The organism is Mycobacterium sp. SMC-2 (assembly GCF_025263485.1).
Lineage (GTDB): Bacteria > Actinomycetota > Actinomycetes > Mycobacteriales > Mycobacteriaceae > Mycobacterium.
This window is the reverse complement of sequence record NZ_CP079863.1, coordinates 1,001,467-1,028,180: the sequence shown is the minus strand read 5'-3', so window position 1 is coordinate 1,028,180 and position 26,714 is coordinate 1,001,467. Positions and strand designations below refer to the sequence as shown.

At 69.3% G+C, this 26,714-nt stretch carries 20 protein-coding genes; 9 read left to right on the top strand and 11 right to left on the bottom strand.

Going from position 1 to position 26,714, the window contains the following annotated elements:
• Positions 1-27: 27 nt before the first annotated feature.
• Positions 28-1,173, top strand: coding sequence for an acyl-CoA dehydrogenase family protein (locus tag KXD96_RS04895; RefSeq protein WP_260745218.1), 1,146 nt, complete (start codon positions 28-30; stop codon positions 1,171-1,173).
• Between the two features lie 118 nt (positions 1,174-1,291).
• Positions 1,292-1,714, top strand: coding sequence for a CD225/dispanin family protein (locus tag KXD96_RS04890; RefSeq protein ID WP_260743287.1), 423 nt, complete (start codon positions 1,292-1,294; stop codon positions 1,712-1,714).
• A gap of 7 nt (positions 1,715-1,721) precedes the next feature.
• Here KXD96_RS04890 and KXD96_RS04885 read toward each other — a convergent pair whose 3' ends face one another.
• The 5 genes from KXD96_RS04885 to KXD96_RS04865 form a co-directional block, all read right to left on the bottom strand.
• Positions 1,722-2,681, bottom strand: coding sequence for an enoyl-CoA hydratase/isomerase family protein (locus tag KXD96_RS04885; protein ID WP_260743285.1), 960 nt, complete (start codon positions 2,679-2,681; stop codon positions 1,722-1,724).
• 3 nt (positions 2,682-2,684) lie between these two features.
• A complete protein-coding gene (fadD4, locus tag KXD96_RS04880; protein ID WP_260743284.1) occupies positions 2,685-4,202 on the bottom strand; it encodes a fatty-acid--CoA ligase FadD4 in 1,518 nt (505 codons plus the stop codon).
• Positions 4,203-4,275: 73 nt separating this feature from the next.
• Positions 4,276-6,102, bottom strand: coding sequence for a phosphoenolpyruvate carboxykinase (GTP) (locus tag KXD96_RS04875; protein WP_260743283.1), 1,827 nt, complete (start codon positions 6,100-6,102; stop codon positions 4,276-4,278).
• Between the two features lie 148 nt (positions 6,103-6,250).
• Positions 6,251-7,831, bottom strand: coding sequence for a hypothetical protein (locus KXD96_RS04870; protein WP_260745217.1), 1,581 nt, complete (start codon positions 7,829-7,831; stop codon positions 6,251-6,253).
• Positions 7,822-8,916: a hypothetical protein gene (locus tag KXD96_RS04865; RefSeq protein ID WP_260743282.1), complete on the bottom strand. Its 1,095-nt coding sequence runs from the start codon at positions 8,914-8,916 to the stop codon at positions 7,822-7,824. Before KXD96_RS04865 ends, KXD96_RS04870 begins: the two co-directional genes overlap by 10 nt.
• A 170-nt stretch (positions 8,917-9,086) precedes the next feature.
• Here KXD96_RS04865 and trmB point away from each other — a divergent pair, with 170 nt between their 5' ends.
• From trmB to KXD96_RS04850, 3 genes are read left to right on the top strand one after another with little or no spacing between them, the layout of a single operon-like run.
• Positions 9,087-9,878 (top strand): tRNA (guanosine(46)-N7)-methyltransferase TrmB, encoded by a 792-nt coding sequence (gene trmB, locus KXD96_RS04860; RefSeq protein WP_260743281.1) that lies wholly within the window; start codon positions 9,087-9,089, stop codon positions 9,876-9,878.
• 3 nt (positions 9,879-9,881) lie between these two features.
• Entirely contained in the window at positions 9,882-10,592 is a 711-nt protein-coding gene (locus KXD96_RS04855) for an NYN domain-containing protein (RefSeq protein WP_396877983.1), read from the top strand.
• Between the two features lie 49 nt (positions 10,593-10,641).
• A complete protein-coding gene (locus tag KXD96_RS04850; protein ID WP_260743279.1) occupies positions 10,642-13,560 on the top strand; it encodes an MMPL family transporter in 2,919 nt (972 codons plus the stop codon).
• Between the two features lie 3 nt (positions 13,561-13,563).
• Here KXD96_RS04850 and KXD96_RS04845 read toward each other — a convergent pair whose 3' ends face one another.
• Complete coding sequence (locus KXD96_RS04845; protein ID WP_260743278.1) at positions 13,564-14,721, bottom strand: AI-2E family transporter; 1,158 nt, start codon at positions 14,719-14,721, stop codon at positions 13,564-13,566.
• Positions 14,722-14,868: 147 nt separating this feature from the next.
• Between KXD96_RS04845 and KXD96_RS04840 the strand changes: the two genes are divergently transcribed.
• A complete protein-coding gene (locus tag KXD96_RS04840; RefSeq protein WP_260743276.1) occupies positions 14,869-16,038 on the top strand; it encodes a YbhN family protein in 1,170 nt (389 codons plus the stop codon).
• Here the strand turns inward: KXD96_RS04840 and KXD96_RS04835 are convergent.
• A complete protein-coding gene (locus KXD96_RS04835; protein ID WP_260743274.1) occupies positions 16,035-16,583 on the bottom strand; it encodes a hemophore in 549 nt (182 codons plus the stop codon). The genes KXD96_RS04840 and KXD96_RS04835 overlap by 4 nt on opposite strands.
• Before the next feature lie 330 nt (positions 16,584-16,913).
• Here KXD96_RS04835 and KXD96_RS04830 point away from each other — a divergent pair, with 330 nt between their 5' ends.
• Both KXD96_RS04830 and KXD96_RS04825 read left to right on the top strand, forming a co-directional pair.
• A complete protein-coding gene (locus tag KXD96_RS04830) occupies positions 16,914-19,943 on the top strand; it encodes an MMPL family transporter (protein ID WP_260743271.1) in 3,030 nt (1,009 codons plus the stop codon).
• The gene (locus tag KXD96_RS04825; protein WP_260743269.1) at positions 19,940-20,464 is read left to right on the top strand and encodes an XRE family transcriptional regulator; all 525 of its coding nucleotides are present in this window, start codon (positions 19,940-19,942) and stop codon (positions 20,462-20,464) included. The genes KXD96_RS04830 and KXD96_RS04825 overlap by 4 nt, the downstream gene beginning before the upstream one ends.
• On the opposite strand, the gene KXD96_RS04820 is transcribed toward KXD96_RS04825, so the two are convergent.
• A complete protein-coding gene (locus tag KXD96_RS04820; RefSeq protein WP_260743268.1) occupies positions 20,465-21,148 on the bottom strand; it encodes a hypothetical protein in 684 nt (227 codons plus the stop codon).
• Positions 21,145-21,804 carry a hypothetical protein gene (locus tag KXD96_RS04815; RefSeq protein ID WP_260743267.1) on the bottom strand — a complete coding sequence of 220 codons (660 nt, stop codon included), beginning with the start codon at positions 21,802-21,804 and terminating at the stop codon, positions 21,145-21,147. The genes KXD96_RS04820 and KXD96_RS04815 overlap by 4 nt, the downstream gene beginning before the upstream one ends.
• A 41-nt stretch (positions 21,805-21,845) precedes the next feature.
• Here KXD96_RS04815 and KXD96_RS04810 point away from each other — a divergent pair, with 41 nt between their 5' ends.
• Entirely contained in the window at positions 21,846-23,831 is a 1,986-nt protein-coding gene (locus tag KXD96_RS04810) for a M13 family metallopeptidase (RefSeq protein ID WP_260743266.1), read from the top strand.
• On the opposite strand, the gene KXD96_RS04805 is transcribed toward KXD96_RS04810, so the two are convergent.
• The gene (locus tag KXD96_RS04805) at positions 23,815-26,061 is read right to left on the bottom strand and encodes a molybdopterin oxidoreductase family protein (RefSeq protein ID WP_260743265.1); all 2,247 of its coding nucleotides are present in this window, start codon (positions 26,059-26,061) and stop codon (positions 23,815-23,817) included. The genes KXD96_RS04810 and KXD96_RS04805 overlap by 17 nt on opposite strands.
• Positions 26,058-26,645, bottom strand: a complete 588-nt coding sequence (locus KXD96_RS04800) for a TetR/AcrR family transcriptional regulator (RefSeq protein WP_260743264.1) — start codon at positions 26,643-26,645, stop codon at positions 26,058-26,060. Before KXD96_RS04800 ends, KXD96_RS04805 begins: the two co-directional genes overlap by 4 nt.
• Positions 26,646-26,714 lie beyond the last annotated feature (69 nt).

Sequence of the window (26,714 nt, the reverse complement as noted above, 5' to 3'; positions counted from 1 at the left end):
GCCAATATGGCACAGGTGAGCAACGAGCTGAACGACGAAGAAGAGATGCTGGTCGCCACGGTGCGGGCGTTCGTCGACCGGGACGTCAAGCCGACCGTCCGCGACGTCGAGCACGCCAATACCTATCCCGAGGCGTGGATCGAGCAGATGAAGCGGATCGGCATCTACGGCCTGGCCATTCCCGAGGAATACGGCGGCTCGCCGGTATCCATGCCGTGCTACGTGCGGGTCACCGAGGAGCTGGCCCGCGGCTGGATGAGCCTGGCCGGCGCGATGGGCGGGCACACCGTGGTGGCCAAGCTGCTGACGCTGTTCGGGACCGAGGAGCAGAAGCGGGCCTACCTGCCGCCGATGGCGACCGGCGAGCTGCGTGCCACCATGGCGCTGACGGAACCCGGCGGCGGCTCGGACCTGCAGAACATGACGACGACGGCGCTACCGGACGGTTCCGGCGGCCTGCGGATCAACGGCTCCAAGACGTGGATTAGCAATGCGCGGCGGTCCGGGCTGATCGCGCTGCTGTGCAAGACCGATCCGAATGCCACGCCGCGCCATAAGGGCATCTCGATCGTGCTCGTCCAGCACGGGCCCGGCCTGACGGTGTCTCGCGACCTGCCCAAGCTGGGCTACAAGGGCGTCGAGTCCTGCGAGCTGTCCTTCGACGACTTCTCGGCACCCGAGTCCGCGATCTTGGGTGGCCGGATGGGCGAGGGCTTTTCGCAGATGATGAAGGGGCTAGAGACGGGCCGCATCCAGGTGGCCGCCCGGGCCCTGGGCGTGGGCACGGCGGCGCTCGAGGACGCGCTGGCCTATGCGCAGCAGCGGGAGAGCTTCGGGCAACCGATCTGGAAGCATCAGTCGGTCGGCAACTACCTGGCCGACATGGCGACCAAACTGACCGCCGCCCGGCAGCTCACCCGGTATGCGGCCGAGCGCTACGACAGCGGCGAACGCTGCGACATGGAAGCCGGCATGGCCAAACTGTTCGCCTCGGAAGTGGCGATGGAGATCGCCCTGAACGCGGTGCGGATTCACGGCGGCTACGGCTACTCATGCGAATACGACGTGGAGCGCTACTTCCGCGACGCGCCCCTGATGATCGTCGGCGAGGGCACCAACGAGATTCAGCGCAACGTGATCGCCGCCCAACTTGTCGCGCGGGGCGGCATCTGAGTGGGACCGGAGAATATGCGCGCCTGACGTCGGGGCGTGCTGTATATTTGCCTGACTTCTCACACCAGCAAAGCGGCGCGGAAGTAAAAGGTACTGCGACGAAAGAAAGTCGGCTGCGATGAGTTATCCCCCAGGGCCGTACGAAGGCTCGCCGGAATGGCAGGGCCAGCCGCCGCCTTGGCAGGGGCAGCAGCCGGGTTGGCCGGGCCAGCAACCGGGTTGGCAGGCGCCGCAACCGGGCTGGCAAGGCCAGCCCGAGCCGGAGAACTACCTCGTCTGGGCCATCCTGTGCACCGTGTTGTGCTGTCTTCCGCTCGGAATCGTGTCGATCGTGTACTCCACCAAGGTGTCCGGACTCTGGTCCCAGGGCCGGTACGCCGAGGCCCAGGCGGCGGCCGACAACGCCAAGAAGTGGGCCATCATTGGCGCCATCGCCGGCGCCGTGTTCGCGGTGATCCTGGTGATCCTGTACGCGGTCATCGGCGTGATCGCCGTCTCGAACCTGCCGTCGACCACGACCACCACGTATTCCGGCTTCTGACAACACTTTAGGCGTCAGTCGCGTCGATCAGACCCCAGGCCAACGCGGTGTCGGTGTCGATGGTGCGCCCGGACAGCACGAGATAGGCTGTGCGCCAACGGCCGATCCGGCGGGTGACGCTGAGCGTCCCGCCGGCGCCGGGGATCAGGCCCAGCTGCAGTTCGGGCAGCCCGAACACCGAATCGTAACGCGCGGTGACCCATCCGCAGAACGCCGCCATCTCTAGCCCGCTGCCCATCACCCGGCCGTGCACCTCCGCCCGGCAGGCGCGGCCGAGCCGGGCGGTGAGCGCATCGAGCGCCAGGGCGGGGCTGTGCCGGGTGCGGGCCAGGTGCGCGCTCGCCGGGTCGGCGAAGGTGCCGAATTCGCCGAGGTCTCCCCCGCTACAGAACGACGGTCCGTTGCCGCTCAACACGATCCCGGTCACCGACGGGTCCAGCTGCGCGACGGTCAGCGCCTCCAGGAGCGCGGCCCGCGCGTCGGTGGAAAACGCGTTGTGGCGGTGCGGACGGTTGAACACGATGCGTAGCGTGTCGCCGTCCCGCCGGGTCCGCACCGGGTCGGCGCACTCCGGCATCCGGGCCGGACCGCGTTCGGCCAGCCAGCGCGCGAACTCGGGGCCGGCCTGCAACGTCGAGTAGGCCAGCGACTCGGTCACCACCGCGGGCAGCGCCGGCCCGCCCGGGTCGACCCCGCGCAACACGTCGTCACACACGCTGCTGGCCTGCGGCCAACGCTGACAGCGCGCGGTCAGCTCGGCGAGCGCGTCGGGCACCGAATCCACCGTGACGACCCGACTGTCGTCACAGGGGTCCTCGGTCAAGGTGAAAGTCGCTGTTTGAAGCCATGATTCGCCATTGGCGAGGTCGGTCCCCGCGCCGTGCGCCACGATCACCCCCGGCGGGGACGCGGTGTCGGTTTCCGGGCCGGCATCCGGCGCGCTCGACAGGTCCACCACGCGGAGCATGGGTCACACCGAGTATTTCTCGATCAGCCCGTTCTTGTAGAGCTTGCCGGTGTCGGTACGCGGCAGCTGCGCCTCGAACGCGATCGATTTCGGACACTTGTAGTGCGCCAAGCGATCCCGCAACCAGTTCAGCAGCTCTTCGGCGAACTCGTCGGTGGCGTCGGCCGGATCGACGGTCTGGACGACCGCCAGTACGCGCTGCCCCATCTCCTCGTCGGGAACCCCGAACACCGCCGCGTCCAACACCTTTGCGTGGGTGACCAAGAGATTCTCGGTTTCCTGCGGATAGATGTTCACCCCGCCCGAGATGATCATGTGGTGGCGCCGGTCGGTCAGGTACAGGTAGCCCTCGTCGTCCACATAGCCGACGTCGCCGACGGTCACCCAGCCGTGCCGGTCACGGGACGCGGCCGTCTTCGCCTCGTCGTTGAGGTACTCGAAGGAATAGCCGCCCGCGAAATAGATTTCGCCGGCCTGTCCGGGCGGCAACTCGTTGCCGTTCTCGTCCAGGATGTGGATTTCGCAGGCCATCGGCTTGCCGACCGAGCCCGGGTGGGCGAGCCACTCCTCCGCGCTGATCAGCGTCGAGCCAATCGCCTCGGAGGATGCGTAGTACTCGTCGATGATCGGCCCCCACCAGTCCATCATCTGCTTCTTGATCTCCACCGGGCACGGCGCCGCCGCGTGCATCACCCGCTGCAGGCTGGACACGTCATACGAATCACGCACGGCTTCAGGAAGTTTCAGCATCCGGGTGAACATCGCCGGGACGAACTGGGCGTGCGTGACACGGTGGCGCTGGATGGCGTCGAGGCAGCCTTCGGGATCGAACTTCTCCAGCACGACCGTGGTGACCCCGCCGGCCTGCGCGCTCATCGACCACACCGACGGCGCGGTGTGGTACAGCGGCGCGGGGCTCAGGTAGATCGAATCCGGGGTCATCCAGAAGCTGACCAGCGCCGACATCATGCCGGGCGCCTCGGCCGGTATGACGTGCGGCAGTTCGCGTTTGATGCCCTTGGGCCGGCCGGTGGTGCCCGACGAATACTGCAGCAGGTCGCCTTCGCGTTCGTCGTCGATCGGGGTATCCGGCTCGCCCGCAACGCATTCGGGGTAGCGCTGCCAGCCCTCGAGGTCGTCGTCCGCGATGAACAGCAGCTCGGGCAGTCCGCCCGGCAGATGCTCGGCCAGGTTCTCGCACGTCTTGCGCAGCGCCGCGGACCCGATGATCGCCTTCGCGGCGCTGTTGTCCACGATGTAGGCCGCCTCTCCCGCGGTCAGGTGGGTGTTGATCGGCACGTAGTACAGGCCGCTGCGACGCGCCGCCCACATGACCGCATGGATGTGTTCGTTGTTCTCCATGAGGATCGCGACGGCATCGCCCTCGACCAGGCCGGCCCGCCGGAAGTAGTGCGCCAGCCGGTTGGCCCGCGCCTCGAGCTCGTCGAAGGTGATGACCGTGCCGGACGGGTGAAGAATGACGGCCGGCTTGCCGGTGCCGAGATACTCGCGAATCTGCATGCGCAGACTGTACCGCCGAAAAACTTGACGGGTGTCAAGTGGTCATGGTCCCCTGCGGGGAATCCGAGTCGGGCTACTTGGACTCGGCCAGCCGCTGCTTGAGCGCCTCGAACTCGTCCTTGACGCCGGTGGGCAGCTTCTCGCCGACGAACTCGAACCACTCCTCGATCATCGGCAGTTCCTCGCGCCACTCGTCGGCGTTGACCTCCAGCGCCTTGGCCACGTCGGCGGGGTCGACGTCAAGGCCGTTTAGGTCCAGGTCCTCGACGGCGGGCACGGTGCCGATCGGCGTGGTCCGGCCGCCGGCGCGGTGCTCGATGCGGTCCACGATCCACTTCAGCACGCGGCTGTTCTCGCCGAAGCCGGGCCACAGGAACTTGCCTTCGTCATCGCGACGGAACCAGTTGACGAAGAACACCTTCGGCAGCTTGGACTCGTCGGACTGCTTGCCGACGTCGATCCAGTGCTGGAAGTAGTCACCCACGTTGTAGCCGCAGAACGGCAGCATGGCCATCGGGTCGCGGCGCACGGTGCCGACCTTGCCCTCGGCGGCCGCGGTCTGCTCGGAACCCAGCGTGGCGCCGATGAAGACGCCGTGCTGCCAGTCGCGGGCCTCGGTCACCAGCGGCACGGTGGTCCTGCGGCGACCGCCGAACAGGATCGCCGAGATCGGCACGCCCTGCGGGTCGTCCCACTCCGGGGCCAGGATGGGGCACTGCGACATCGGCGTGCAGTAGCGCGAGTTCGGGTGGGCCGCCGTGGTTTCCGTCTCGCGGAAGTACCAGTCGTTGCCCTTCCAGTCGATCAGGTGCGGGGACGGCTCCATGCCTTCCCACCACGCGTGGCCGTGGTCGGTCACGGCGACGTTGGTGAAGATGGTGTTACCCGCGGAGATGGTTTGCATCGCGTTGGGGTTGGACTTCCAGTTGGTGCCCGGCGCCACACCGAAGAACCCGAACTCCGGGTTCACCGCGTACAGCCGGCCGTCCTTGCCGAACCGCATCCAGGCGATGTCGTCGCCCAGGGTCTCGGCGCGCCAGCCCGGGATGGTCGGCTGTAGCATGGCCAGGTTGGTCTTGCCGCACGCGGACGGGAACGCCGCCGCGATGTAGTACGCCTTGTTCTCCGGCGAGATCAGCTTCAGGATCAGCATGTGCTCGGCGAGCCAGCCCTCGTCGCGCGCCATCACCGAGGCGATGCGCAGCGAATAGCACTTCTTGCCCAGCAGCGCGTTGCCGCCGTAGCCGGAGCCGTAGCTCCAGATCTCGCGGGTCTCCGGGAAGTGGGTGATGTACTTGGTATCGCTGCACGGCCACGGCACGTCCTTTTGGCCCGGCTCGAGCGGGGCTCCCACGGAGTGCAGCGCCTTGACGAAAAAGCCGTCGTCGCCCATCTTGTCCAGCGCGGCCTTGCCCATTCGGGTCATGATCTTCATCGAGACGACGACGTATTCGGAGTCGGTGATCTCGACCCCGAGCTTGGGGTCCTCCGCGCCTAGCGGGCCCATGCAGAACGGCACCACCCACATGGTCCGGCCGCGCATGCAGCCCCGGTACAGGTCGGTCATCGTGGACCGCATCTCCGCGGGGTCCATCCAGTTGTTGGTCGGCCCGGCGTCGATCTCGCGCTCGGAACAGATGAAGGTGCGGGACTCCACCCGCGCCACGTCGGCCGGGTCGGAGAGGGCGAGGTAGGAGCTGGGGTGCTTTTCGCTGTCGAGCTTCTTGAACGTGCCGGCTTCGACCAGGTGGTCGCACAGGCGGTGCCACTCCTCGTCGGAGCCGTCGGCGAACGCCACCCGCTCAGGCTGGGTGAGCTCGGCAACCTCCTGCACCCACGACAGCAGCCCTTGATGCTTCGTGGGTGCGGTGTCCAAACCGGGAATGGTCGCTGAGGTCATCGAAGTCTCCTGAATTCTTCTGCGTCTCGGGCTTCTCTTACGTGCCTGTCGCGTATGCGGTCGCCCACACGACGGTGGACATGGTGGCGTTAACTACAGGTTATCGTGAGGAACTTGTCGGGGAAGTCTCGGGCAGGTATAAGCCTTCTCACAACAACGATTCAGAAGATCCCGCCGCATCGCCATCACCGCTCCTAGAAGCCGGTTTTTCAGTTGCCCCGTTCTGCCCGTCGGTCTCCGGGTCCTTTTTCATGTCCGAAGCTGAATCGTCGGCTGGAGGTATACCCGCTTCGCCCAGTTCTGCACGCACGGCCTCCAGGGCCGCCAACACTGTGGGCATCTCCCGGTCCCGCGCGGCCGCGGCGCGCGACGCGGCCATGGCGTGCGCGCGCAGCTCGCGGTCGATGGCGCTGACCTGCTCGCTCACCTCGGCGTTCTCGACCTCGTCCTGGGCCAGCACCGCCTTGCTCAGCACCGACTCGGCGACCAGCACGCGGGTGGCGACCAGCTCCTCCGCCACCGACCGCAGCGACGAGGTCACATCGCCCGCCCAGCGGTCCAGTAGCGCCCGGTCGCGCAGCAGGCTGCGGATGTTGATCACCAGCAAGGTGACCGCCAGCCCGATCGCCACGCACGTGACGGCCGCGACGACGGACAGCGCCGGGCTGAGCCGGGCGGCCAGCCCGCTCATCAGCCGGCTCAGGGTCAGCGCCACGCCCAGGCCGAACCCGGCGCCCAGCAGCATCATCAGCCAGGTCTCGTGCCGCCGCGATTTCAGCGGCGGCGGCGGGACGTCGACCGTCGGCAGCTTCTCCACGTCCGGCAACGTCGTCGCGACCCCGACCGCCTGCGCGACGTCCGCGAGGTGGGCGGCGGTGCCTTCGTTCACTTCGGCGACCACCTCGTCCAGCCGGCCGCGCGTGTGCGCCTCGAAGCCGGGCATGCCGCGCCGGGACAATCCCGCGGCGTCTTCCTGCAGCTCGCTGCGCACCGACGAACAACGGTTGCGCGCGAGGTGCGACAGCTGGACCCGCGCCTGCTGGATCTGACCGCGCAGCGTGATGGTGCGCTCGGTTTTGGCCTCGCGCCGGTGCCGCAGGGCGGTGCTGCGTTCGTCGCGCAGCGCGCCGACCCGCGCCCGCCGGCCGGCGCCGTCGGCATCGCGGTCGATCCGCTGCGCGACGGTCGTGATCCGGAACTCCCACGCGCGCAGCCTGTTTCGGCGCGCGAGCTCGGAGTCGGCCAGTCGCGTCGACAGGGTCTCCACCAGATCGTCGACGTCCGGCTCGCCGAGGTCGGGCAGCGCGGCCGCGCCCACCCACGGCACGCCGCGGTAGCGCGGCGCGTGCGCGGCCAGCCTCTCGCGGTTGGCGGCCAGGACCTCGCGCCAGCCGCGGTGCACGTCGATCTTGGACACCACTGCAACCACCGCATCGGTGTGCGCGGCGGAGGCGTCCAGCAGCGCGCAATCGGAGTCCGTGAGATGGGCGGCCGCGGAGACGACGAACACCACGGCCATCGGCGCATCGCCGGGCCCCAACTCCGCCGACTCGACGAACTTGTGCTCCGGCAGCCGTTCGCCCAGCGCCGCGGCCACCGCGCTCACCCCGGCCATCCACGGTCCGGCCACCAGCACCACGTCGCGCCGGTGGACGGCGGGGGCATCCAGCTCCGGTGCGATGCCCGCCACCAGCGCGTCGACTTCGGCGACCCGATCGCTCACCGCCAGTCCCCCAGCGTCTGCCCGGGCAGCGAGCCGCAGGCCCGCGACCACAGCCGCATCGATCCCCTGGCGATGTCCGCGCCGCAGGCGCGGTGCAGGTCGCTCACCGACGCGCGGCTGTAGCGCTGCCACCGCACCGCGACCGGCAGGTGCGCCGACGGGTCGCGGTCCCGGTCAGCGGGTCCCGGAACGTCCGGGCCCAGGCCGGCCGCCCTGGCCAAGTCGACGGCCGCCGCCATCCGTGCGACCACCGTGTCGTCGTGGGACAGGAATGCGCTGATCCGCTCGGCCGGTTCACCCGAGCCGACGGCCAGCGCCTCCAACTCCGCGACGGCGTCCAGCACCCGCCGGTAGCGCACCTCGGCGCCGGCGACCGAGATGTGGGACAGGACGGCGTCGACCCCGCTCGTCCGGCGCAACAGCGCCCGCACCTGCGCGTGCGTCCTGCCCCGCCGGGCCGCGGCGACCCCGAGCGCGATGCCGAGCAGCTCCAGGGTGTCCAGCAGGCGCAGCCGCACGTCGGCCGGTACGGGGTTGTCCGCCGCCATGAACCCGGCGAACGAGCCGTCCAGGGCGGCGCCCGCGCCGGGGTGCGCGGCCAGCGTCCGCAGCGCCGCCCACAGTTGGGCGTCCAGGCCGTCGAGCGCGGCGAGCGCGAGCAAGCCCGTCATCGGAACCATGGGCACGCCCGCGAGCGCGGCCAGCTCCGCGCACCGCGTGCGCGCCGCCGCGAGGGGCCCGTCCCCGCGGGACAGGGACCCGGCCAGGTCGGCTTTGTTCAGCACCGCCACCACCGGCCGCCCGGCGGCGGCGATCGCGTCGATGTCTTCCGGCTTGACCACCTCGGTGGTCACGTGCACGACGACGTCGGCAGCACGACCGTCGGCGGTGGCCACCGCGATTCCCGCCGCGGCCCCGGCGCGGTCCAGCGCCCGCGCGACCGTGCCGCGACCCACGCCGCGGCGGCCCTGAACCCGCGCGCGCAGCGGCGCGGCGGCCCGCTCGGCGATCGCCGCCACACGCGGGTCGGCGTGGCCGGCGGCAAATCGCGCCAGCTCGTCGACGAAATCCTGGTGCCCCTGTCCCCTCATGGTCCCTTCATGTCCTGCGTTCGGCTCGGTGAATCCGACCCCGGGGGCGATCGGGTCCCACCGAATGGTGGCACCTGCGTCACTTTGATGCGAGCCACCGTCTGACTGTTACCAGCTGAAGGCAACTGTTGGGTATCAATCTGGACCAGGGGCGGCTACATCATCGGTTTATGCGCCACCATGGACAAATGCACGCGCAATCCGGGGTAGAAGTATGTCCCGACGCGCCGGAGGAGGACCAGGACGACCGTCGCGACCAGCGCTACCTTCCGGCATCGACCTTTCGCTCCCGACGTTCCGCCCTGTCCGACGCCCAGCGCCAGACGTGGGAACGGCTGTGGCCCGAGCTCGGCCTGTCCGTGGGCGCCACCACCGGGGAAGGCGAAGGTGGTGGGCAGGCACCGCTGGACACCCGGGCATGGTTCGGTCGCCAGGCGCCGCTGGTGCTCGAGATCGGTTGCGGCAGCGGCATATCGACGCTGGCGATGGCCAAGGATGAGCCCGATATAGATGTGATCGCGGTCGAGATCTACAAGCGGGGGCTGGCGCAACTGCTCTGTGCGATCGACCGCGAGGGGGTCGGCAACATCCGCTTGATCCGCGGGAACGGGGTCGAGGTGCTGCAGCGGCTGATCGCGCCCGGCTCGCTGACCGGGGTCCGCGTCTTCTTCCCCGATCCCTGGCCGAAGGCCCGGCACCACAAGCGGCGGTTTCTGCAGCCCGGCACGATTGGCCTGATCGCCGACCGGTTACTCCCCGGTGGTGTCCTCCACGTCGCCACGGACCACCCCGGCTACGCCGAGCACATCGGCCGGGTCGGCGACGCCGAGCCGCGGCTGCGCCGCGCCGATCCCGCCGACGCGCTCCCGATCTCGGTGGTGCGGCCGACCACCAAATACGAGACGAAGGCCCACGAGGCGGGCAGCGCCGTGACCGAATTCATCTGGCTACGACACGGGTAGGCGATGACCATGAGCCTGGCGGAAGAACAGACCACTTCAGCGGAACCCCTGCCGGTGTTGCCCGACGACGCGCTGGGAAGCTTCTCGCCGCCGGGCGGACGCGTCTTGCTGGTGTGGGACGCGCCCAACCTCGACATGGGGCTCGGCTCCATCCTGGGCCGGCGCCCCACCGCGCTGGAACGCCCGCGGTTCGACGCCCTGGGGCGCTGGCTCTTGGCGCGCACGGCCGAGGTCAGCGCCGAGCGGCCGGGCGTCGTGGTCGAACCCGAGGCCACCGTCTTCACCAACATCGCGCCGGGCAGCGCCGACGTCGTCCGCCCCTGGGTGGACGCCCTGCGCAACGTGGGGTTCGCGGTGTTCGCCAAGCCGAAGATCGACGAGGACAGCGACGTCGACCGCGACATGCTTGCCCACATCGAACTGCGGCGCAGCGAGGGGCTCGCGGCCCTGGTGGTGGCGTCGGCCGACGGGCAGGCGTTCCGTCAACCGCTGGAGGAAATAGCACGCACCGGAGTCCCGGTTCAAGTCATCGGATTTCGCGAACATGCGAGTTGGGCGCTAGCGTCGGATACCTTGGACTTCGTCGACCTGGAAGACATCAGCGGTGTGTTCCGGGAGCCGTTGCCGCGAATCGGCCTGGATTCGCTGCCTGACCAGGGAGCGTGGCTGCAGCCGTTCCGGCCGCTGTCCGCTTTGTTGACCCAGCGTGTGTGACACTGGAAAACCAATGCGCGGGTCGTTAACGATCCAGTAAGGAGCTTGCGTGTTCGCCTGGTGGGGTCGAACTGTGTACCGGTACCGGTACATCGTGATCGGGGTCACGGTAGCTCTGTGCCTTCTGGGCGGCGTTTTCGGAATCAGCCTCGGCAAGCATGTCACACAGAGCGGCTTCTACGACGACGGCAGTCAATCCGTGAAGGCCTCGGTGCTGGGCGACCAGACCTATGGCCGGGACCGCACCAGCCACATCGTCGCCACCTTCACCGCTCCCAAGGGACAAACCGTCGACGACGCGGCCTGGCGGGACAAGATCGTCGGCGAGCTGAACAAGTTCAAGGCCGACCATCCCGACCAGGTCGTCGGTTGGGCCGGGTGGCTGGCGGCGCCGGACAGCACCAACCCGGTCATCAAGGGAATGGTCAGCGAGGACAAGAAGCACACCTTCGTGTCCATCCCGCTCAAGGGCGACGACGACGACAGCATCCTCAACAACTACAAGGCCGTCGCCCCGGCCCTGCAGAAGCTTGACGGCGGCACGGTGGAGCTGGCCGGCCTCGAGCCGATCGCCAACGCCTTGACCGGCACCATCGCCACCGACCAGCGCCGCATGGAGGTCCTCGCGGTGCCGCTGGTGGCGGTGGTGCTGTTCCTGGTGTTCGGCGGCGCGGTCGCCGCCGGCCTGCCGGCCATCGTGGGCGGCCTGAGCATCGCGGGCTCGCTGGGCATCCTGCGGCTGGTCGCCGTCTTCGGGCCGGTGCACTTCTTCGCCCAGCCGGTGGTCTCGCTGATCGGCCTCGGTATCGCCATCGACTACGGGCTCTTCGTGGTCAGCCGATTCCGGGAGGAGATCGCCGAGGGTTACGACACCGAGGCCGCCGTGCGCCGTACCGTCATGACGGCGGGTCGCACCGTGACGTTCTCAGCCGTGCTGATCATCGCCTCGAGCGCCAGCCTGCTGGTGTTGCCGCAGGGCTTCGTGCACTCGCTGACCTACGCGATCTTCGCCGCGGTGGGGCTAGCCGCCCTGCTGTCGATCACGTTCTTGCCGGCCTGCCTGGGCATCCTGGGCCGGCACGTCGACGCGCTGGGAGTGCGGACCGCGTTCCGGGTGCCGTTCCTGCGGAATTGGAAGTATTCGCGCGCCTACCTCAACTGGCTGGCGGACCGGCTGCAGAAGACCAAGACCCGCGAAGAGGTCGAGGCCGGGTTCTGGGGCAAGCTGGTCAACTGGGTGATGAAGCGGCCGCTGGCCTTCGCCATCCCGATCGCCGTCGGCATGATCTTGCTGGTCATCCCGTTGGGCAACCTTTCCTTCGGCGGCATGAGCGAGAAATACCTGCCACCGAACAACGCGGTGCGCCTGGCGCAGGAGCACTTCGACAAGCTCTTCCCCGGGTATCGGACCGAGCAGCTGACGGTGGTCATCCAGAGCACCAACCACAGCAAGGTGACCGACCAGCAGGTCGCCGACATCCGGAACCGGATCTCCTCGATCGGTGGCTTCACCGACAAGACGTGGGAGGAGCGGGCGTGCCCGACCATCGCCGGCAACCCCTGCGTCGCCGGACCGAACGGGACGACGGTGCCCAAGGACGGCTCGGTACGGGTGATCGAGAACGGGCTGGTGAACAAGAACGATGCCGCCAAGAAGCTCAGCGAACTGCGGGCGATAAACCCGCCGAAGGGCCTCAACGTCTATGTCGGCGGCACACCGGCGCTGGAGCAGGACAGCATCCACAGCCTGTTCGACAAGGCTCCGCTGATGCTGGTCCTCTTGCTGGGCGCCACCATGCTGCTGATGTTCCTGGCGTTCGGTTCGGTGGTGTTGCCGGTCAAGGCGGCGGTGATGAGCGCGCTGACGCTGGGGTCCACGATGGGCATCCTGACCTGGATCTTCGTTGACGGCCACTTCTCGCATTGGCTGAATTTCACGCCGACTCCGCTGATGGTGGTGGTCATCGCGCTGGTCGTCGCGGTCGGTTTCGGCCTGGCGACCGACTACGAGGTGTTCCTGGTGTCCCGCATGGTGGAGGCGCGCGAACGCGGCATGTCGACCGCGGAAGCGATCCGGATCGGGACCGCTACGACCGGGCGGCTGATCACGGCCGCCGCGCTGGTCCTGGCCGTGGTCGCCGGCTCGTTCGTGTTCTCCGACCTGGTGCTGATGAAGTACCTGGCGTTCGGTCTGATGGCGGCCCTGCTGCTGGACGCGACCATCGTCCGGATGTTCCTGGTGCCGTCGGTGATGAAGCTGCTCGGCGACGACTGCTGGTGGGCCCCGCGCTGGGCGAGGCGGCTGCAGAACAAGATCGGGCTGGGCGAGATCGACCTGCCCGACGAGCGCAAGCGTCCGACCCTCGACGGGCGGCCCGCACGGCCGCCGGTGGCGGCCAGCCTGGTCGCGGCCGGGCCGCGCTCGCCGCACGACCCCACCCACCCGGCCGCCCTCGAGCCGTCACGCGCGACGCGTCCGGGCTCCGAGAAGCCCAAACCCGCCACGGAAGTGCCCGCGGGCGCGGCGGCGCGCACCGCGGCGCCGTCACCCGATGCCGCCAACACCACGCGCCTGCAGACGCGGCCCGGTCAGCCGACGGAGGCCAAGACGACGCGCCTTTCCGTGCCCAACGCCGCACCCGCCGGCCCGCCTTCCCCGGGCCACGAGCGGCCGCCCAATGCCGCCCCGCCGAAGCCGGCACGACCTCCCGCCCCGGGCCCCGCGGCGCCACCACCGCCACCGTCCGGCGGCCAAACCCGTGCAATTCCGGTGCCCCCCAATCATTCTGACGACAAGGGCGATGCGGCCGAACCCACCGCGGCCTTCCCGCGCCCGGAGGGAAACGACTCCGACGCGGCCACGGAAAAGATGAACTCCCGCGGTGAGAACGGCGACGCGCGGCAGCGCCGACGCTCCGGCGGCGGCCTGTCCGCCCAGGACCTGCTCCGCCGCGAGGGACGGCTGTAGGCCTCAGCCCGACTTGGTCGTCGGTTCGTCCGGTTCGGCCTGCAGAATCGTGCCGGCCTCGTCGGCCTCGTCGGCCTCCTCGGTCTGCTTCTCGGCTTCGGCGGCGGGGTCGCGGGCGAGCAGCACCTGCAACGCGTTGTTGAAAAAAGCGACCGTCGGGACGGCCAACAGCGCGCCGACGATCCCGGCGAGCACGCCGCCGGTGGCGATGGCCAGCACCACCGCCAGCGGGTGGATCGACACCGCGCGGCCCATCACCAGCGGCTGCAGCACGTGGGCCTCCAGCTGGTTCACCGCGATCAGCAAACCGAGCGTAATCAGCGCGTAGACAAAGCCTTTGGCCAACAGGGCGACCACCACGGCCAGCAGGCCCGAGACCAACGCACCGATCAGCGGGATGAAGGCACCCAGGAAGACCAGCGAGGCCAGCGGCAGCGCCAACGGGATGCCCATGATCGCCAACCCCGTGCCGACCCCGGCCGCGTCGGTGAGCGCCACCAGGAAGGTGGCCCGCACGTACGCGGTCAGCGACCCGTATCCCGCGCGGCCCGCCTCGCTCACCCGGTCGCGGACGTCGGACGGGAAGATCTTGGACACGTAGGCCCAGATGTTGCGGCCGCCGTAGAGGAAGAAGATCAGCGTGAACAGCACCAGCACCGCCGCCGTGACCAGCTCCGTGATGGTGGCCGCGGTGGACAGGGCGCCGCTTTCCAGCTTCGCCTGATTGTTGCGCAACGCCTCGATCGCGGCGTTGCCCGCGTTGTCGATCTGTTCGCGGCGCAGATGCGGGGGTCCGTTGATCAGCCAGTGCCGGGTGGACTCGATGCTGCGGGTCACCTGTTCGGTCAGGCCGGGTAGACCGTCCACGAACTGGTTGATGACGAACGCCAGGATGCCCCCCAGGATGCCGAAGCCCCCGAGCAGCACCAGCGTCACCGCGCCACCGCGGGGCACACCACGGCGATCGAGCCAGTCGACCACCGGCAGCAGCAGCGCGCTGAGCAGCAGCGCCACCAGCACCGGGACGACGATGACCTCGAGTTTCTTCACCACCCACAGCAGGGCGATCAGCGCCGCGAGGATGACCAGCAAACGCCAGGCCCAGGCTGCGGTCTTGCGGACAAGGGGTTCGACCGAAGCGTCGTCGGTGTTTGCCGGCATTGGGTGAGCCTATCCGGCGCGGGGCACCGCCAAACCTGCGCGCACCCGCGCCGGGCGCGGCCGCGCCGGCACGATCCGGTTACGACGACGACACGGTAGGCGCCGCGCGGGGATCCCCGCGCCACCTGCACCGTTACCCTAAACCACGTGTCGCACGACGCACCGGCCCGCAATCTCGACTTCCCGCGCGAAGAGGCCCCGCGCGGGAAGTACTGGTGGGTGCGATGGGTGATCCTCGGGATCGTCGCGATCGTGCTTGCCGTGGAGGTCTCGCTGGGCTGGCATCAGCTGGCCAAGGCCTGGATGAGCCTGTACGAGGCGAACTGGTGGTGGCTGCTGGCATCGGTGGTGGCGGCGGCCGCGTCGATGCACAGCTTCGCGCAGATCCAGCGCACGCTGCTCCGGTCGGCCGGCGTGCACGTCAAGCAGTTGCGGTCGGAAGCCGCCGTCTACGCCGCCAACTCGCTGAGCACCACGCTGCCCGGTGGGCCGGTGCTTTCGGCGACGTTTTTGCTTCGGCAGCAACGGATTTGGGGCGCTTCCACGCTGGTGGCGTCGTGGCAGCTGGTGATGGCGGGCGTCCTGCAGGCCGTGGGGCTGGCGCTGCTCGGGCTGGGCGGGGCCTTCTTCCTCGGCGCGAAGAACAACCCGTTCTCGTTGCTGTTCACCCTCGGCGGCTTTGTCGCGTTGTTGCTTCTGGCCCAAGCGGTCGCGTCGCGGCCGGAACTGATCGACGGGATCGGCTGCCGGGTGTTGTCGTGGGTCAACTCCGTGCGCGGCCGACCCGCCGACAGCGGCCTGGACAAGTGGCGCGAGACCCTGATGCAGCTCGAGTCGGTGAGCCTGGGCCGGCGCGACATGGGGGTGGCGTTCGGCTGGTCGATGTTCAACTGGATCGCGGACGTGGCCTGCCTGGGCTTCGCCGCCTACGCCGCCGGGGACCACGCGTCGGTCGCCGGGCTGACGGTGGCCTACGCGGCCGCCCGCGCCGTCGGCACGATACCGCTGATGCCGGGCGGGCTGCTGGTGGTCGAGGCGGTGCTGGTGCCGGGGCTGGTGTCCAGCGGCATGTCGTTGCCGAACGCGATTTCGGCCATGCTGATCTACCGGCTGATCAGCTGGTTGCTCATCTCCGCGATCGGCTGGGTGGTGTTCTTCTTCGTGTTCCGCACCGAGAACGTCGCCGTCCCGGACGACGAGGAGGCGGCCCCGGGCCCCGAGCCCGCGGCGCGGCCCGAGCAGGTCGCGAACGATCCGACCGAGACCGCCCTGCAGGGCCCCTTACCGCCCGACCGGAGCCCGGAAACCGACAGCTAACCGGCGGTGTTGCCCCGCGGCGGGCCCGACAGCGGGTTGGCCGGCGCCGGTGCGGCGGGCCCGGTGGCCGCCGGCGGAGAGGCCGGCGTGCCCAGCGGCAGCGCCCCCGCCGCACTACCCGGCAGGGCCGGCAGCCCGCCGGCCGCGCCTTGTGCCTGCTGCATCATGCCCATCGCCTGCGCGGGCGAGATCGGCAACTTGCACTGCAACGACAGATTGGTCAGCGGCTGGGCGATCGACGTCATGTCACCGGCAACCTTCGGGTTGGCCTCGAAGTAGGACTTCAGCCCGGTCATCGACTGCGGGCCGGCCTGCTGCTGCAGCATCGAGGTCATCGTCTGATTGGTCTCCGGATGCGAGTCCAGGTAATCGCCCATCGACTTCGAGACCGAACCGATCGTCCGGGCGACTTCACTGGCCGCGCACGGGTCGTTGGCGCCCGTCGCCGCCGGCCCGGCGAGGACCGCGAGGGCGGCGCAGGGCACGGTGGTGGCGATCAGCCCGGCGGCGATCTTGCGGCGCCCGGTCACGGTGGCTCTGGTCATGCAAACTCCTTAGGTGTTTGCGACGTCGCGCGCAGCGCCGACGCCTCGCAAACCGCTGCAATAGACGGCCTTTTCGATCGCGGAGTTCCCCGGGGCCCCGCGGGCCATCCGACATCCTGCCATCGCCGGCATCCCCCCTGCCAGCCCGCATGAGCCCGTGTGAGGAAAATCCCCGCCGGTAACCGATTCACAACGACTTGGCAGCGTCCGGGCAACAACCCCGTCGCTGCAGCTCAGGAACCAGAAAGCCGACATCATCCACAGGCTGCTGCGGTATTCTCGCCAGCACGCGTTGCGCGACACACGGGGAGTGAAGAGATCCAGCAGTTAATGATGCGCCTCAGCCGCAGCCTGCGTAAGTACCGCTGGTTGGTCTTCACCGGCTGGTTGCTGGCCTTGGTTCCGGCGGTCTATCTGGCCCTGACGCAGTCGGGGAACCTGACCGGCGGCGGTTTCGAGGTGGCGGGTTCGCAGTCGCTGCTCGTGCACGACCAGCTCGAGGAGCTGTACCACGACCAGGGGTCGTCCTCGCTGGCGTTGGTGGCGGCCCCCCGCCCCGATGCCAGCTATTCCGACATCAACGACGCGGTCGCACAGTTGAGGCGAACCGTCGCCGAGGTCCCCGGCGTCGCGGAGGTGCCCAACCCCACCCAACGACCGCCGCAGCCCGACCGGCCGTATGTGCTGTCGCTGCGGCTGGATTCCCGTAACACCAGTGACGTCGCCAAACGGCTGCGCACAAAGGTCGGCGTCAAGGGCGACCAGGCCGGCCAGACCGCGGACGGCCGGGTGCGGCTGTACGTGATCGGGCAGGGCGCCCTGTCCGCCGCAGCGGCACAGAACACCAAGCACGACATCGCCGCCGCCGAGCGCTGGAACCTGCCGGTGATCCTCATCGTGCTGCTGGCCGTGTTCGGCTCGCTCGCGGCCGCGGCCATCCCCCTTGCCCTCGGCGTCTGCACCGTCGTGGTCACCATGGGCCTGGTCTACCTGCTGTCGTCCTACACGACCATGTCGGTGTTCGTGACCTCGACGGTGTCCATGTTCGGGATCGCGCTGGCCGTCGACTATTCGCTGTTCATCTTGATGCGCTTCCGCGAGGAGCTGCGGTGCGGCCGCGAGCCACGGGAGGCCGTCGACGCCGCGATGGCCACCTCGGGGCTGGCCGTGGTGTTGTCGGGGATGACGGTCGTCGCCTCCCTCACCGGGATTTACGTGATCAACACCCCGGCGCTGAAGTCGATGGCGACCGGCGCCATCCTGGCCGTCGCCGTCGCGATGTTGACCTCGACCACGCTGACCCCGGCGGCGCTGGCGACGTTCGGCCGGTCGGCCGCCAAGAGGTCGGCGTTGCTGCACTGGTCGCGCGGGCCCGAGTGCGGCCAATCCCGGTTCTGGAACCGCTGGATCGGGTGGGTGATGCGGCGGCCGTGGATGTCGGCGGTGGCGGCATCGCTGGTCCTGCTCGTCATGGCCGCACCGGCTTCCTCGATGGTGCTGGGCAACAGCCTGCTGCGCCAGTTCGACTCGTCGCACGAAATCCGCGCCGGGGTGGGCGCGGCGGCCGAGGCCCTCGGCCCCGGCGCGCTCGGCCCGATCCGGGTGCTGATCACCTTCCCGGACGGCGGCGCCGCCTCACCCGAACACAGCCAGACCATCAGCGCGATCCGGCAGCGGATGATGCAGGCCCCCAACATCGTCTCGGTGGCGCCGCCGCAATTCGCCGAGGACAACGGCAGCGCCTTGCTGTCCGCGGTGTTGTCCGTCGACCCCGAGGACATGCGCGCCCGCGGGACCGTCGGCTGGATGCGCGCGCAGCTGCCCAAGGTGCCCGACCGGGGCACCGCGCGCGTGGATGTCGGCGGCCCGACCGCGCTGATCAAGGACTTCGACGACCAGGTGTCCAAGACCGAGCCGCTGGTGCTGGCCATCGTCGCGCTGATCGCGTTCGTGATGCTGCTCGTCTCGGTCCACTCGGTCTTCCTGGCGCTCAAGGGCGTGCTGATGACCTTGCTGTCGGTCGCGGCCGCCTACGGCAGCCTGGTGATGGTGTTCCAGTGGGGCTGGCTGAAGGATCTCGGGTTCGCTCAGATCAGCTCGATCGACAGCACCGTCCCCCCGCTCGTGCTCGCGATGACCTTCGGGTTGTCGATGGACTACGAGATCTTCCTGCTGACCCGCATCCGGGAACGCTTCCTGCACTCCGGGAACACCCGCGACGCCGTGGCGTACGGCGTGAGCACCAGCGCCCGCACCATCACCAGCGCGGCCCTGATCATGATCGCGGTCTTCGTCGGCTTCGCGTTCGCCGGCATGCCGCTGGTCGCCGAGATCGGCGTGGCGTGCGCGGTGGCGATCGCGGTGGACGCGACGGTGGTGCGGCTGGTGCTGGTGCCCGCGTTGATGGCGATGTTCGCCCAGTGGAACTGGTGGCTGCCCCCGTGGCTGTCCCGGATGCTGCCGTCGGTCGACTTCGACCGGCCGCTGCCCGCGGTCGACCTGGCCGACGTCGTGGTCATCCCCGACGACATCTCGGCGCTGGCCGCGCCCAACGCCGACCTGCGGATGGTGCTCAAGTCGGCGGCCAAACTCAAGCATTTGGCGCCCGACGCCATTTGCGTGACCGACCCGCTGGCCTTCACCGGCTGCGGCCGCAACGGCAGCCAGAGGCAGGGGGCCGACCAGGACCGCGGGCGCGACCCCGGTCAGATCCCCCACCAGGTCAACATCGACGACGAGAAGGCGGGGGTCGGGGCGGGTCCCGCCGGCGGGAAGGCCGGCAGCAGCGGTCACACCAACGGCGCCTCGGGACCCAAGAAACTGGTCGGCGGGCTGACGACACGCAACGGCATCGCCAAGGCGATCGCCGGGACGGACCGGCCCGTCCACCCGGTCACGTTGTGGCGGGGGCGGCTTTCGGTGGCCATCGACGCGCTTCAGAGCGAGACCGATGCCGCCGACCCGATCTACGAACGCCGCTGCCCGGTGGAGACCACCCACGTGCAGCTGCCCACCGGCGACCGGCTGCTGGTCCCGACCGGCGCGGAGGCGCTGCGCCTCAAGGGGTACCTCATCATGTGCCGTAACAGCCGCCGCGACTATGCCGACTTTGCCGATATGGTTGAAACGTTGGAGCCCGAGACCGCCGCGGTGGTGCTGGCCGGCATGGACAGGTACTACTGTTGTCAGTCGCCCAGGCGGGAATGGATCGCCACCCAGTTGGTCCGACGACTCGCGGATCCCGACCCCTGCGATTTCGACGACGAGCAGGGAACCGGGGCCGACGCCCGCCCGGACTGGGAGGAGATCAGGCAGCGCTGCCTGTCGGTGGCCGTAGCGATGCTGGAGGAGGCGAGGTGACGTTGGCACCTGACCGACGCCCCGCGCCGCCCCACCGGCCGGCCGCCGGGCCGGGCAGGCGCGAAGGCGCGCCCGCCCAGGACCCCGACCAGCCGGTGGAGTTCTGGCCGACGTCGGCCATTCGCGCCGCGCTGCAGGGCGGCGACATCGCCACCTGGAAGCGCATCGCCGCCGCCCTGAAGCGCGATCCGTACGGGCGGACCGCCCGCCAGGTCGAAGAGGTGCTCGAAGGCAGCCGCCCCTACGGCATCTCCAAGGCGTTGTGGGAGGTGCTGGAACGCGCGCGCACCCACCTGGAAGCCAACGAGCGCGCCGAGGTGGCCCGCCACGTGCGGCTGCTCATCGACCGATCGGGCCTGGCGCCACAGGAATTCGCTTCCCGGATCGGGGTTTCCGCCGAGGAACTGGACGCCTACGCGGACGGCAGGACCAGCCCGTCGGCCTCGCTGATGATCCGGATGCGCCGGTTGTCGGACCGGTTCGTCAAGGTGAACGCGACACGCTCGGCCGAGTCCAACTGATCACCTGATCGGCAGCACGTCCGACACCAGCCAGGCGTCGCCGTGCTTGGTCAGCGCCACCCGCAGCGCGGGCGCCGACTGGCTGGCCGGTTGGCCCGGCGCGTTCTGGGTGACCCGCAGGATCACCGCGACGCTGGCGGCCGACGGCCCCAGCGCCTCGACCCCGGCCGCCAGCGTGTTGGCCTGCGCGGTGACGTTGTGCTGGGCCAGCTCCGAGCTGGACTTCGTGTACTGCTCTTTGAAGGCGGCGGCGTGTTCCGGGACGATCAGCGCCGTGGCCCGGTCGATCGAGCTGTCCGGGGTGCCCGGGGTGAACGAGGCCATCGCCTCCGCCATCGCCGTGGCGACCCGGACCACGTCGCGGGAGTCGTCCTTGAACTCGCGGTCCGACCGCGTCCAATGCGTGTAGCCGGTGACCACCGCGGCCACCAGCGCGGCCGTGCACAGGAAGACGACGGCCAATCGGAGCCCCGGCGCGTCGTCGTCGGTGCCGAGGCTGACCGAATCACGCCGCAGCAGCCAGAAATTGACGCCGACGCCCTCGACGATCAGCAGCACGAGCACCGAGCACGCCGAAACCCACCACAGCGGCCAGCCGAGGATCAGCCCGATCGCCAGCAGCGCCGCGATCGCGGCCAGCGGGGCCAGGATGTCGAACGCGAGCAGGCGCCAGAGGTTTCTCATCGGATCGACTCCAGACCCGAGATCATCAGCTTGCCGTCCACGTTGGACACGTCGAGCCGCAGGTTCCAGTGCACCGTCTGCGGTTTGGCGCCGGCGTTCTCGCTGACCGAGGTCGCCACCAGCATCACCGAGTCCATACGGCTCGCGAACGGCGGCAGCTTTGTGGTCACCACTTCTCTTGGAGGCCTCGCACCCTCCGGCTGGGTGTCCAGGTCGCGGCGCACGGCCTCGACGGCCACCGCGTCGATCCGCCCGGCGCTCTTGGACTGCAGCTTCTCCACCACCTGCTTGTAGGGCTGCATCGCCGCATCGAAGTCGGTGTTGAGTTCACCGACCGTCCCGTCGTGCAGCCGTTGCAGGCTGGCGTCGACGTTGCCGCTGTTCATGTTGATCAGCACACCCGTCCAGTCGGCGGCGGTTTGCATGACCCGGGTGAGGTAGCGGCGTTCGGCGGTGTCGGCGCGGTGCCCCGACCACAGGAACAACCCGAACACGATCGCCGCCACCGACAGCACACCGAGCACCGTCGACGCGATGCCATACGGGGAGAATATCGGGCCGCCCGCGGCCTCGGGTTCGTCGTCGAGGGCTTCGTCGGGCTCGTCGACGTCTTCCTCTTCCGGGGTCGCTGGCTCGGTTCGCTCGCCGTCGGACATGGCCCGATCGTCGCACCCGGCGAAGATGGAAGGATGGCGGGGTGACTGTAGAGGCCATTCGCTCGGGCATCGAGCTGAGCCATGTCGACGCCAACACCCGCCCCCAAGACGACCTGTTCGGTCACGTCAACGGCCGCTGGCTGGCCGAATACGACATTCCGGCGGACCGGGCGACCGACGGCGCGTTCCGTCACCTGTTCGACCGCGCCGAAGAGCAGGTGCGCGACCTGATCGTCGAGGCCAGCCAGACCGGCGCCGCCGCCGGCACCGACCAGCAACGCATCGGTGACCTCTACGCCAGCTTCCTCGACGAGGCGGCCATCGAGCGGCGCGGCCTGCAGCCCCTGCTCGACGAGCTGGCCAGAATCGACGCCGCCGCCGACGCGGACGCGTTGGCGGCGGCGGTGGGCGCGCTGCAGCGCACCGGGGTGGGCGGCGGCGTCGCGATGTACATCGACACCGACGCCAAGGACTCGGCCCGTTACCTGGTGCACGTCACCCAGTCCGGCATCGGATTGCCCGACGAGTCTTACTTCCGCGACGAGCAGCACGCCGAGGTGCTCGCCGCCTACCCCGGGCACATCGCGCGGATGTTCGCCCTGGTGTACGGCGGGCCCCCGGAGGCGCACGCCGAGACCGCGGCCCGCATCGTGGCGCTGGAGGCCGAGCTGGCCGCCGCGCACTGGGATGTGGTCAAGCGCCGCGACGCCGAACTCTCCTACAACCTGCGCACCTTCGCGGACCTGCAGAGCGAGGCCAAGGGCTTCGACTGGACCGGGTGGGCGCACGCGCTGGGCGGCACACCGCAAGGCTTCGCGGAACTCGTTGTGCGGCAACCCGATTACCTCACCGCGTTCGCCGACCTGTGGGCCACTGGGGAGCTGGCGGATTGGAAGGATTGGGCCCGTTGGCGGCTGATCCGGTCCCGCGCGTCCTGGCTGACCGACGATCTGGTGGCCGCGGATTTCGACTTCTACGGCCGGCTGCTGACCGGGGCCGAGCAGATCCGGGAGCGCTGGAAGCGGGCGGTGTCGCTGGTGGAACACCTGATGGGCGATGCCGTCGGAAAGCTGTACGTGCAGCGGTATTTCCCGCCGGACGCCAAGGCCCGCATCGATGCGCTGGTGGACAACCTGAAGGCGGCCTATCGGCAATCCATCAGCGAGCTGGACTGGATGACGCCGCAGACGCGGGAGCGGGCGTTGACCAAGCTGGACAAATTCGTCGCCAAGGTCGGCTACCCCGCGAAGTGGCGGGACTACTCCAAAGTGGTGATCGACCGTGACGACCTCTACGGCAACTTCCGGCGCGGCTATGCGGTCAACCACGACCGTGAGCTGGCCAAGCTGGGCGGCCCGGTCGACAAAGACGAGTGGTTCATGACACCGCAGACCGTCAACGCCTACTACAACCCGGGGATGAACGAAATCGTCTTCCCGGCGGCCATTTTGCAGCCGCCGTTCTTCGACCCCGAGGCGGACGACGCCGCCAACTACGGCGGGATCGGCGCGGTGATCGGGCACGAGATCGGGCACGGCTTCGACGACCAGGGCGCCAAGTACGACGGCGACGGCAACCTGGTGGACTGGTGGACCGACGCCGACCGCGCCGAATTCGGCGCCCGCACCAAGGCTCTGATCGAGCAGTACGAGGCGTACACGCCGCGGAGCCTGGACGCCGGGCATCACGTCAACGGCGCGTTCACCGTCGGGGAGAACATTGGCGATCTGGGCGGGTTGTCGATCGCCCTGTTGGCCTACCAGCTGTCGCTGAACGGCGAGCCCGCTCCCGTCATCGACGGTCTGACCGGCGTGCAGCGCGTGTTCTACGGCTGGGCCCAGGTGTGGCGCACCAAATCCCGTCAGGCGGAGGCGATCCGGCGGCTGGCAACCGATCCGCACTCCCCGCCGGAGTTCCGCTGCAACGGCGTCATCCGCAACATGGACGCCTTCTACGAGGCGTTCGGCGTCGCCGAGGAGGATGCGCTGTTCCTGGAGCCGCAGCGGCGGGTCAGGATCTGGAACTGACGGGCAGCGGCACCGGCTCGATCCGGGCGGGCACGTGTTTGTGCCACGGCGTGCCGGCGTAGGGATCGCGCCATTCCGTCGCGGTGAGCGCGTTCGGGGCGACACCCGGAACCACGGTGCGCCCGTTGGCGCCGACGTAGTCGAGCCCGAAACCGTTGGGCAGGGCCGCGTGTCCGGCCAGCATGGTCTCGGTGATCTCGACGGTGGCCTCGGCGCTGCCGGTCGCGGTGCTGATGCGGGCGCGGCATCCGTCCGCGAGTCCCAGGGTTTGGGCGTCCTCGACGCTGACGCGCAGCGCCCCGTCGGCGTCGCGTTTGCGCCAGGACGGGTCGCGGAAGATGTCGTTGGCGGTGTAGGCGCGGCGCTCCCCCACCGACAACACGATCGGGAAGTCCGGTGTGGTCAAGCACGGCGGGGCTGCGGCCAAAGCCCTTATTTCACCCAGCATCTCGGGGATCTCCAGCGCGATCTTGTGATCGGCGTGGCTGACCAACGCGAAGTCGTCCTCGTAGTTGTGGACGGTGAACGTCACCCCGGACGGGGTGCCGAGGATCGCGTCGAACAGCGCGTTGCCGTCCGCGTGGCCGGCGCGACGCACGGCGTCGGGATAGGTCAGCGCGGCCTTCTGGGCGAGCCCCCACAGGGCGGCCGCGCCCCGCAAACCGTCGGGCAGCGTGGGCCCGAGCGTCTCGTAGAGCACGTAGGGAAGCAGCTTGGCGACGGTCGGGTTGGTCGCGGTGGCGGTCAGGAACGCTTCGGTGTAGGCCCGTCGGCCGCGCTCGGCGGCTTCGGACAGTGGCCGCAGGTCCGCATCGTCCACCACACCCAGCGCCCGCACCAGCCGCGCCCAGATCTCGGGCTCGGGTAGCGTTCCGGGCAGCGGCTCGAACAGCGGCCTGCGCAGTTGAAAAGTGTTGTGTGGGAACTCAAGGTTGAAGAACGTCGCTTCCGCCTTCTCGAACTGGGAGGCCGCGGGCAGCACGTAGTGCGCGAGCCGCGCGGTCTCGGTCATCGCGACGTCGATGACGACCATCAGCTCCAGCGCTTCAAAGGCCTCCCGGCACGCCGCCGAGTTAGCCAGCGAGTGCGCGGGATTGCTGCTCTCGACGATCATGGCCCGGAACCGGTCCGGGTGGTCGGTGAGGATCTCCTCGGGCACGACGTTGCTGGGCACCAACCCGGAGATGATGGGCGCGCCGGTCACCGGGGTGCGGCCGGAGAACTGGCCGAACAGCGGCCCGAACGCCGAATGCAGGTGCTGGCCACCCTTTTTCGCGAAGTTGCCGGTGAATATCCACAGCAGCTTGTTCAGGTACGAGCAGAGCGTGCTGTTGGGCGCCTGCTGCACGCCGAGGTCCTCGAACACCGAGACGCTGGCCGCGGCGCCGATGCGCCGCGCGGCCGCGCGCAACAACTCCTCGTCGACCCCGCACCGCTGCGCGTAGTCGGCCACGGGGACCTCGCGCAGCGCGGCGCGGACGGCGTCCGCGCCGCGCACGTGCTCGGCCAGAAACGTCTCGTCGCAGAGGTTTTCCTGCACCAGGACGGCCGCCAGCGCGGCCAGGCACCACGCGTCGGTGCCGGGCCGTACCCGCAGATGGAACTCGGACATCTTGGCCGTGTCGGTGACGACGGGATCGATGACGATCATCGACCGGGCCGGGTCCTTGGCGATCTCGTTGAGCACCACCCGGGCGCGGGGAAAGCTCTGCGACATCCACGGGTTCTTCCCGACGAACACCGACACTTCGGCGTGCTCGAACTCCCCGCGCGTGTGACCGCCGTACAGCTGCCCGTCGATCCAAGATTCGCCGGTCTTCTCCTGCGCCAGGGCGTTCGACCGGTAACGCGACCCGAGCGCCTTGAGGAAGGCGCCGCTGTAGGCCCCGCCGAGGTGGTTGCCCTGCCCGCCGCCGCCGTAGTAGAAGATCTTGTCCCCGCCGTAGGCGTCACGGATGCGCTTGAACCCCTCGGCGATCTCGACAATCGCGGTGTCCCAATCGATCTCCTCGAAGCTGCCGTCTGCGCGGCGGCGCAGCGGAGAGGTCAGGCGGGCGCCGCTGTTCTGGTAGTGGTCCAGCCGCAGGGCCTTGTTGCAGGTGTAGCCCTGCGACGCCGGGTGCGCCTTGTCGCCCCGGATGCGGGCCAGCCGGCGATCTTCGACTTGGACGACGATGCCGCAGTTGCACTCGCACAGGATGCACGCCGTGGGCTGCCATTCACCGGTCATTGCACGACGTCCTTTCTGGTCACCTCGGCCGCCAGCAGGTCGCTCAACTGGCGGTGCACGACGTCAAGGGGGGCCAGGTCGCGGCGCACCCGGGCCAGCACGATCGCGCCCTCGAGCGCGGTCGTGGCCAGCATCGACAGCTCGGCGGCCCGCCCGCGCTCTATCCCGTCGGCGATGAGGCGCTGCGCGATCAGGTCGGTCCAGCGGTCGAACACCGAAGCCGCGCGCTCGACGACGGGCGCCATGCGCTCGCCGTCTTGCTCGCCGGCTTCCACCGAGACCGCGACCACGGGGCAGCCCGCGCGGAAGTCGGTGTCGAGCAACTGGCGGCGGTACTTGTCGACCAGGGTGTCCACCAACTCAGGCCCGCTCTCGGCCTCGGCGATGATCCCGGCGATGTGCTCGCCGGCGTAGTCCACCGCCTCGCAGAGCAGTTGAGTCCGGCCGCCCGGAAAGTAGTGGTAGGCCGATCCGCGCGGCGCGCCGCTGTGTTCCAGGACGTCCGAGATCGCGGTGGCGTGCGCCCCGCGCTCCCGGATCAACAGCGCGGCGGAGATCACCATCCGCTCGCGTGGACTACGCATCGCCACTCCTCCTCGGACTCGGTGGTATGTATGATGCTATACATAATTGCCAGCCCGCGAAAGCCCTGG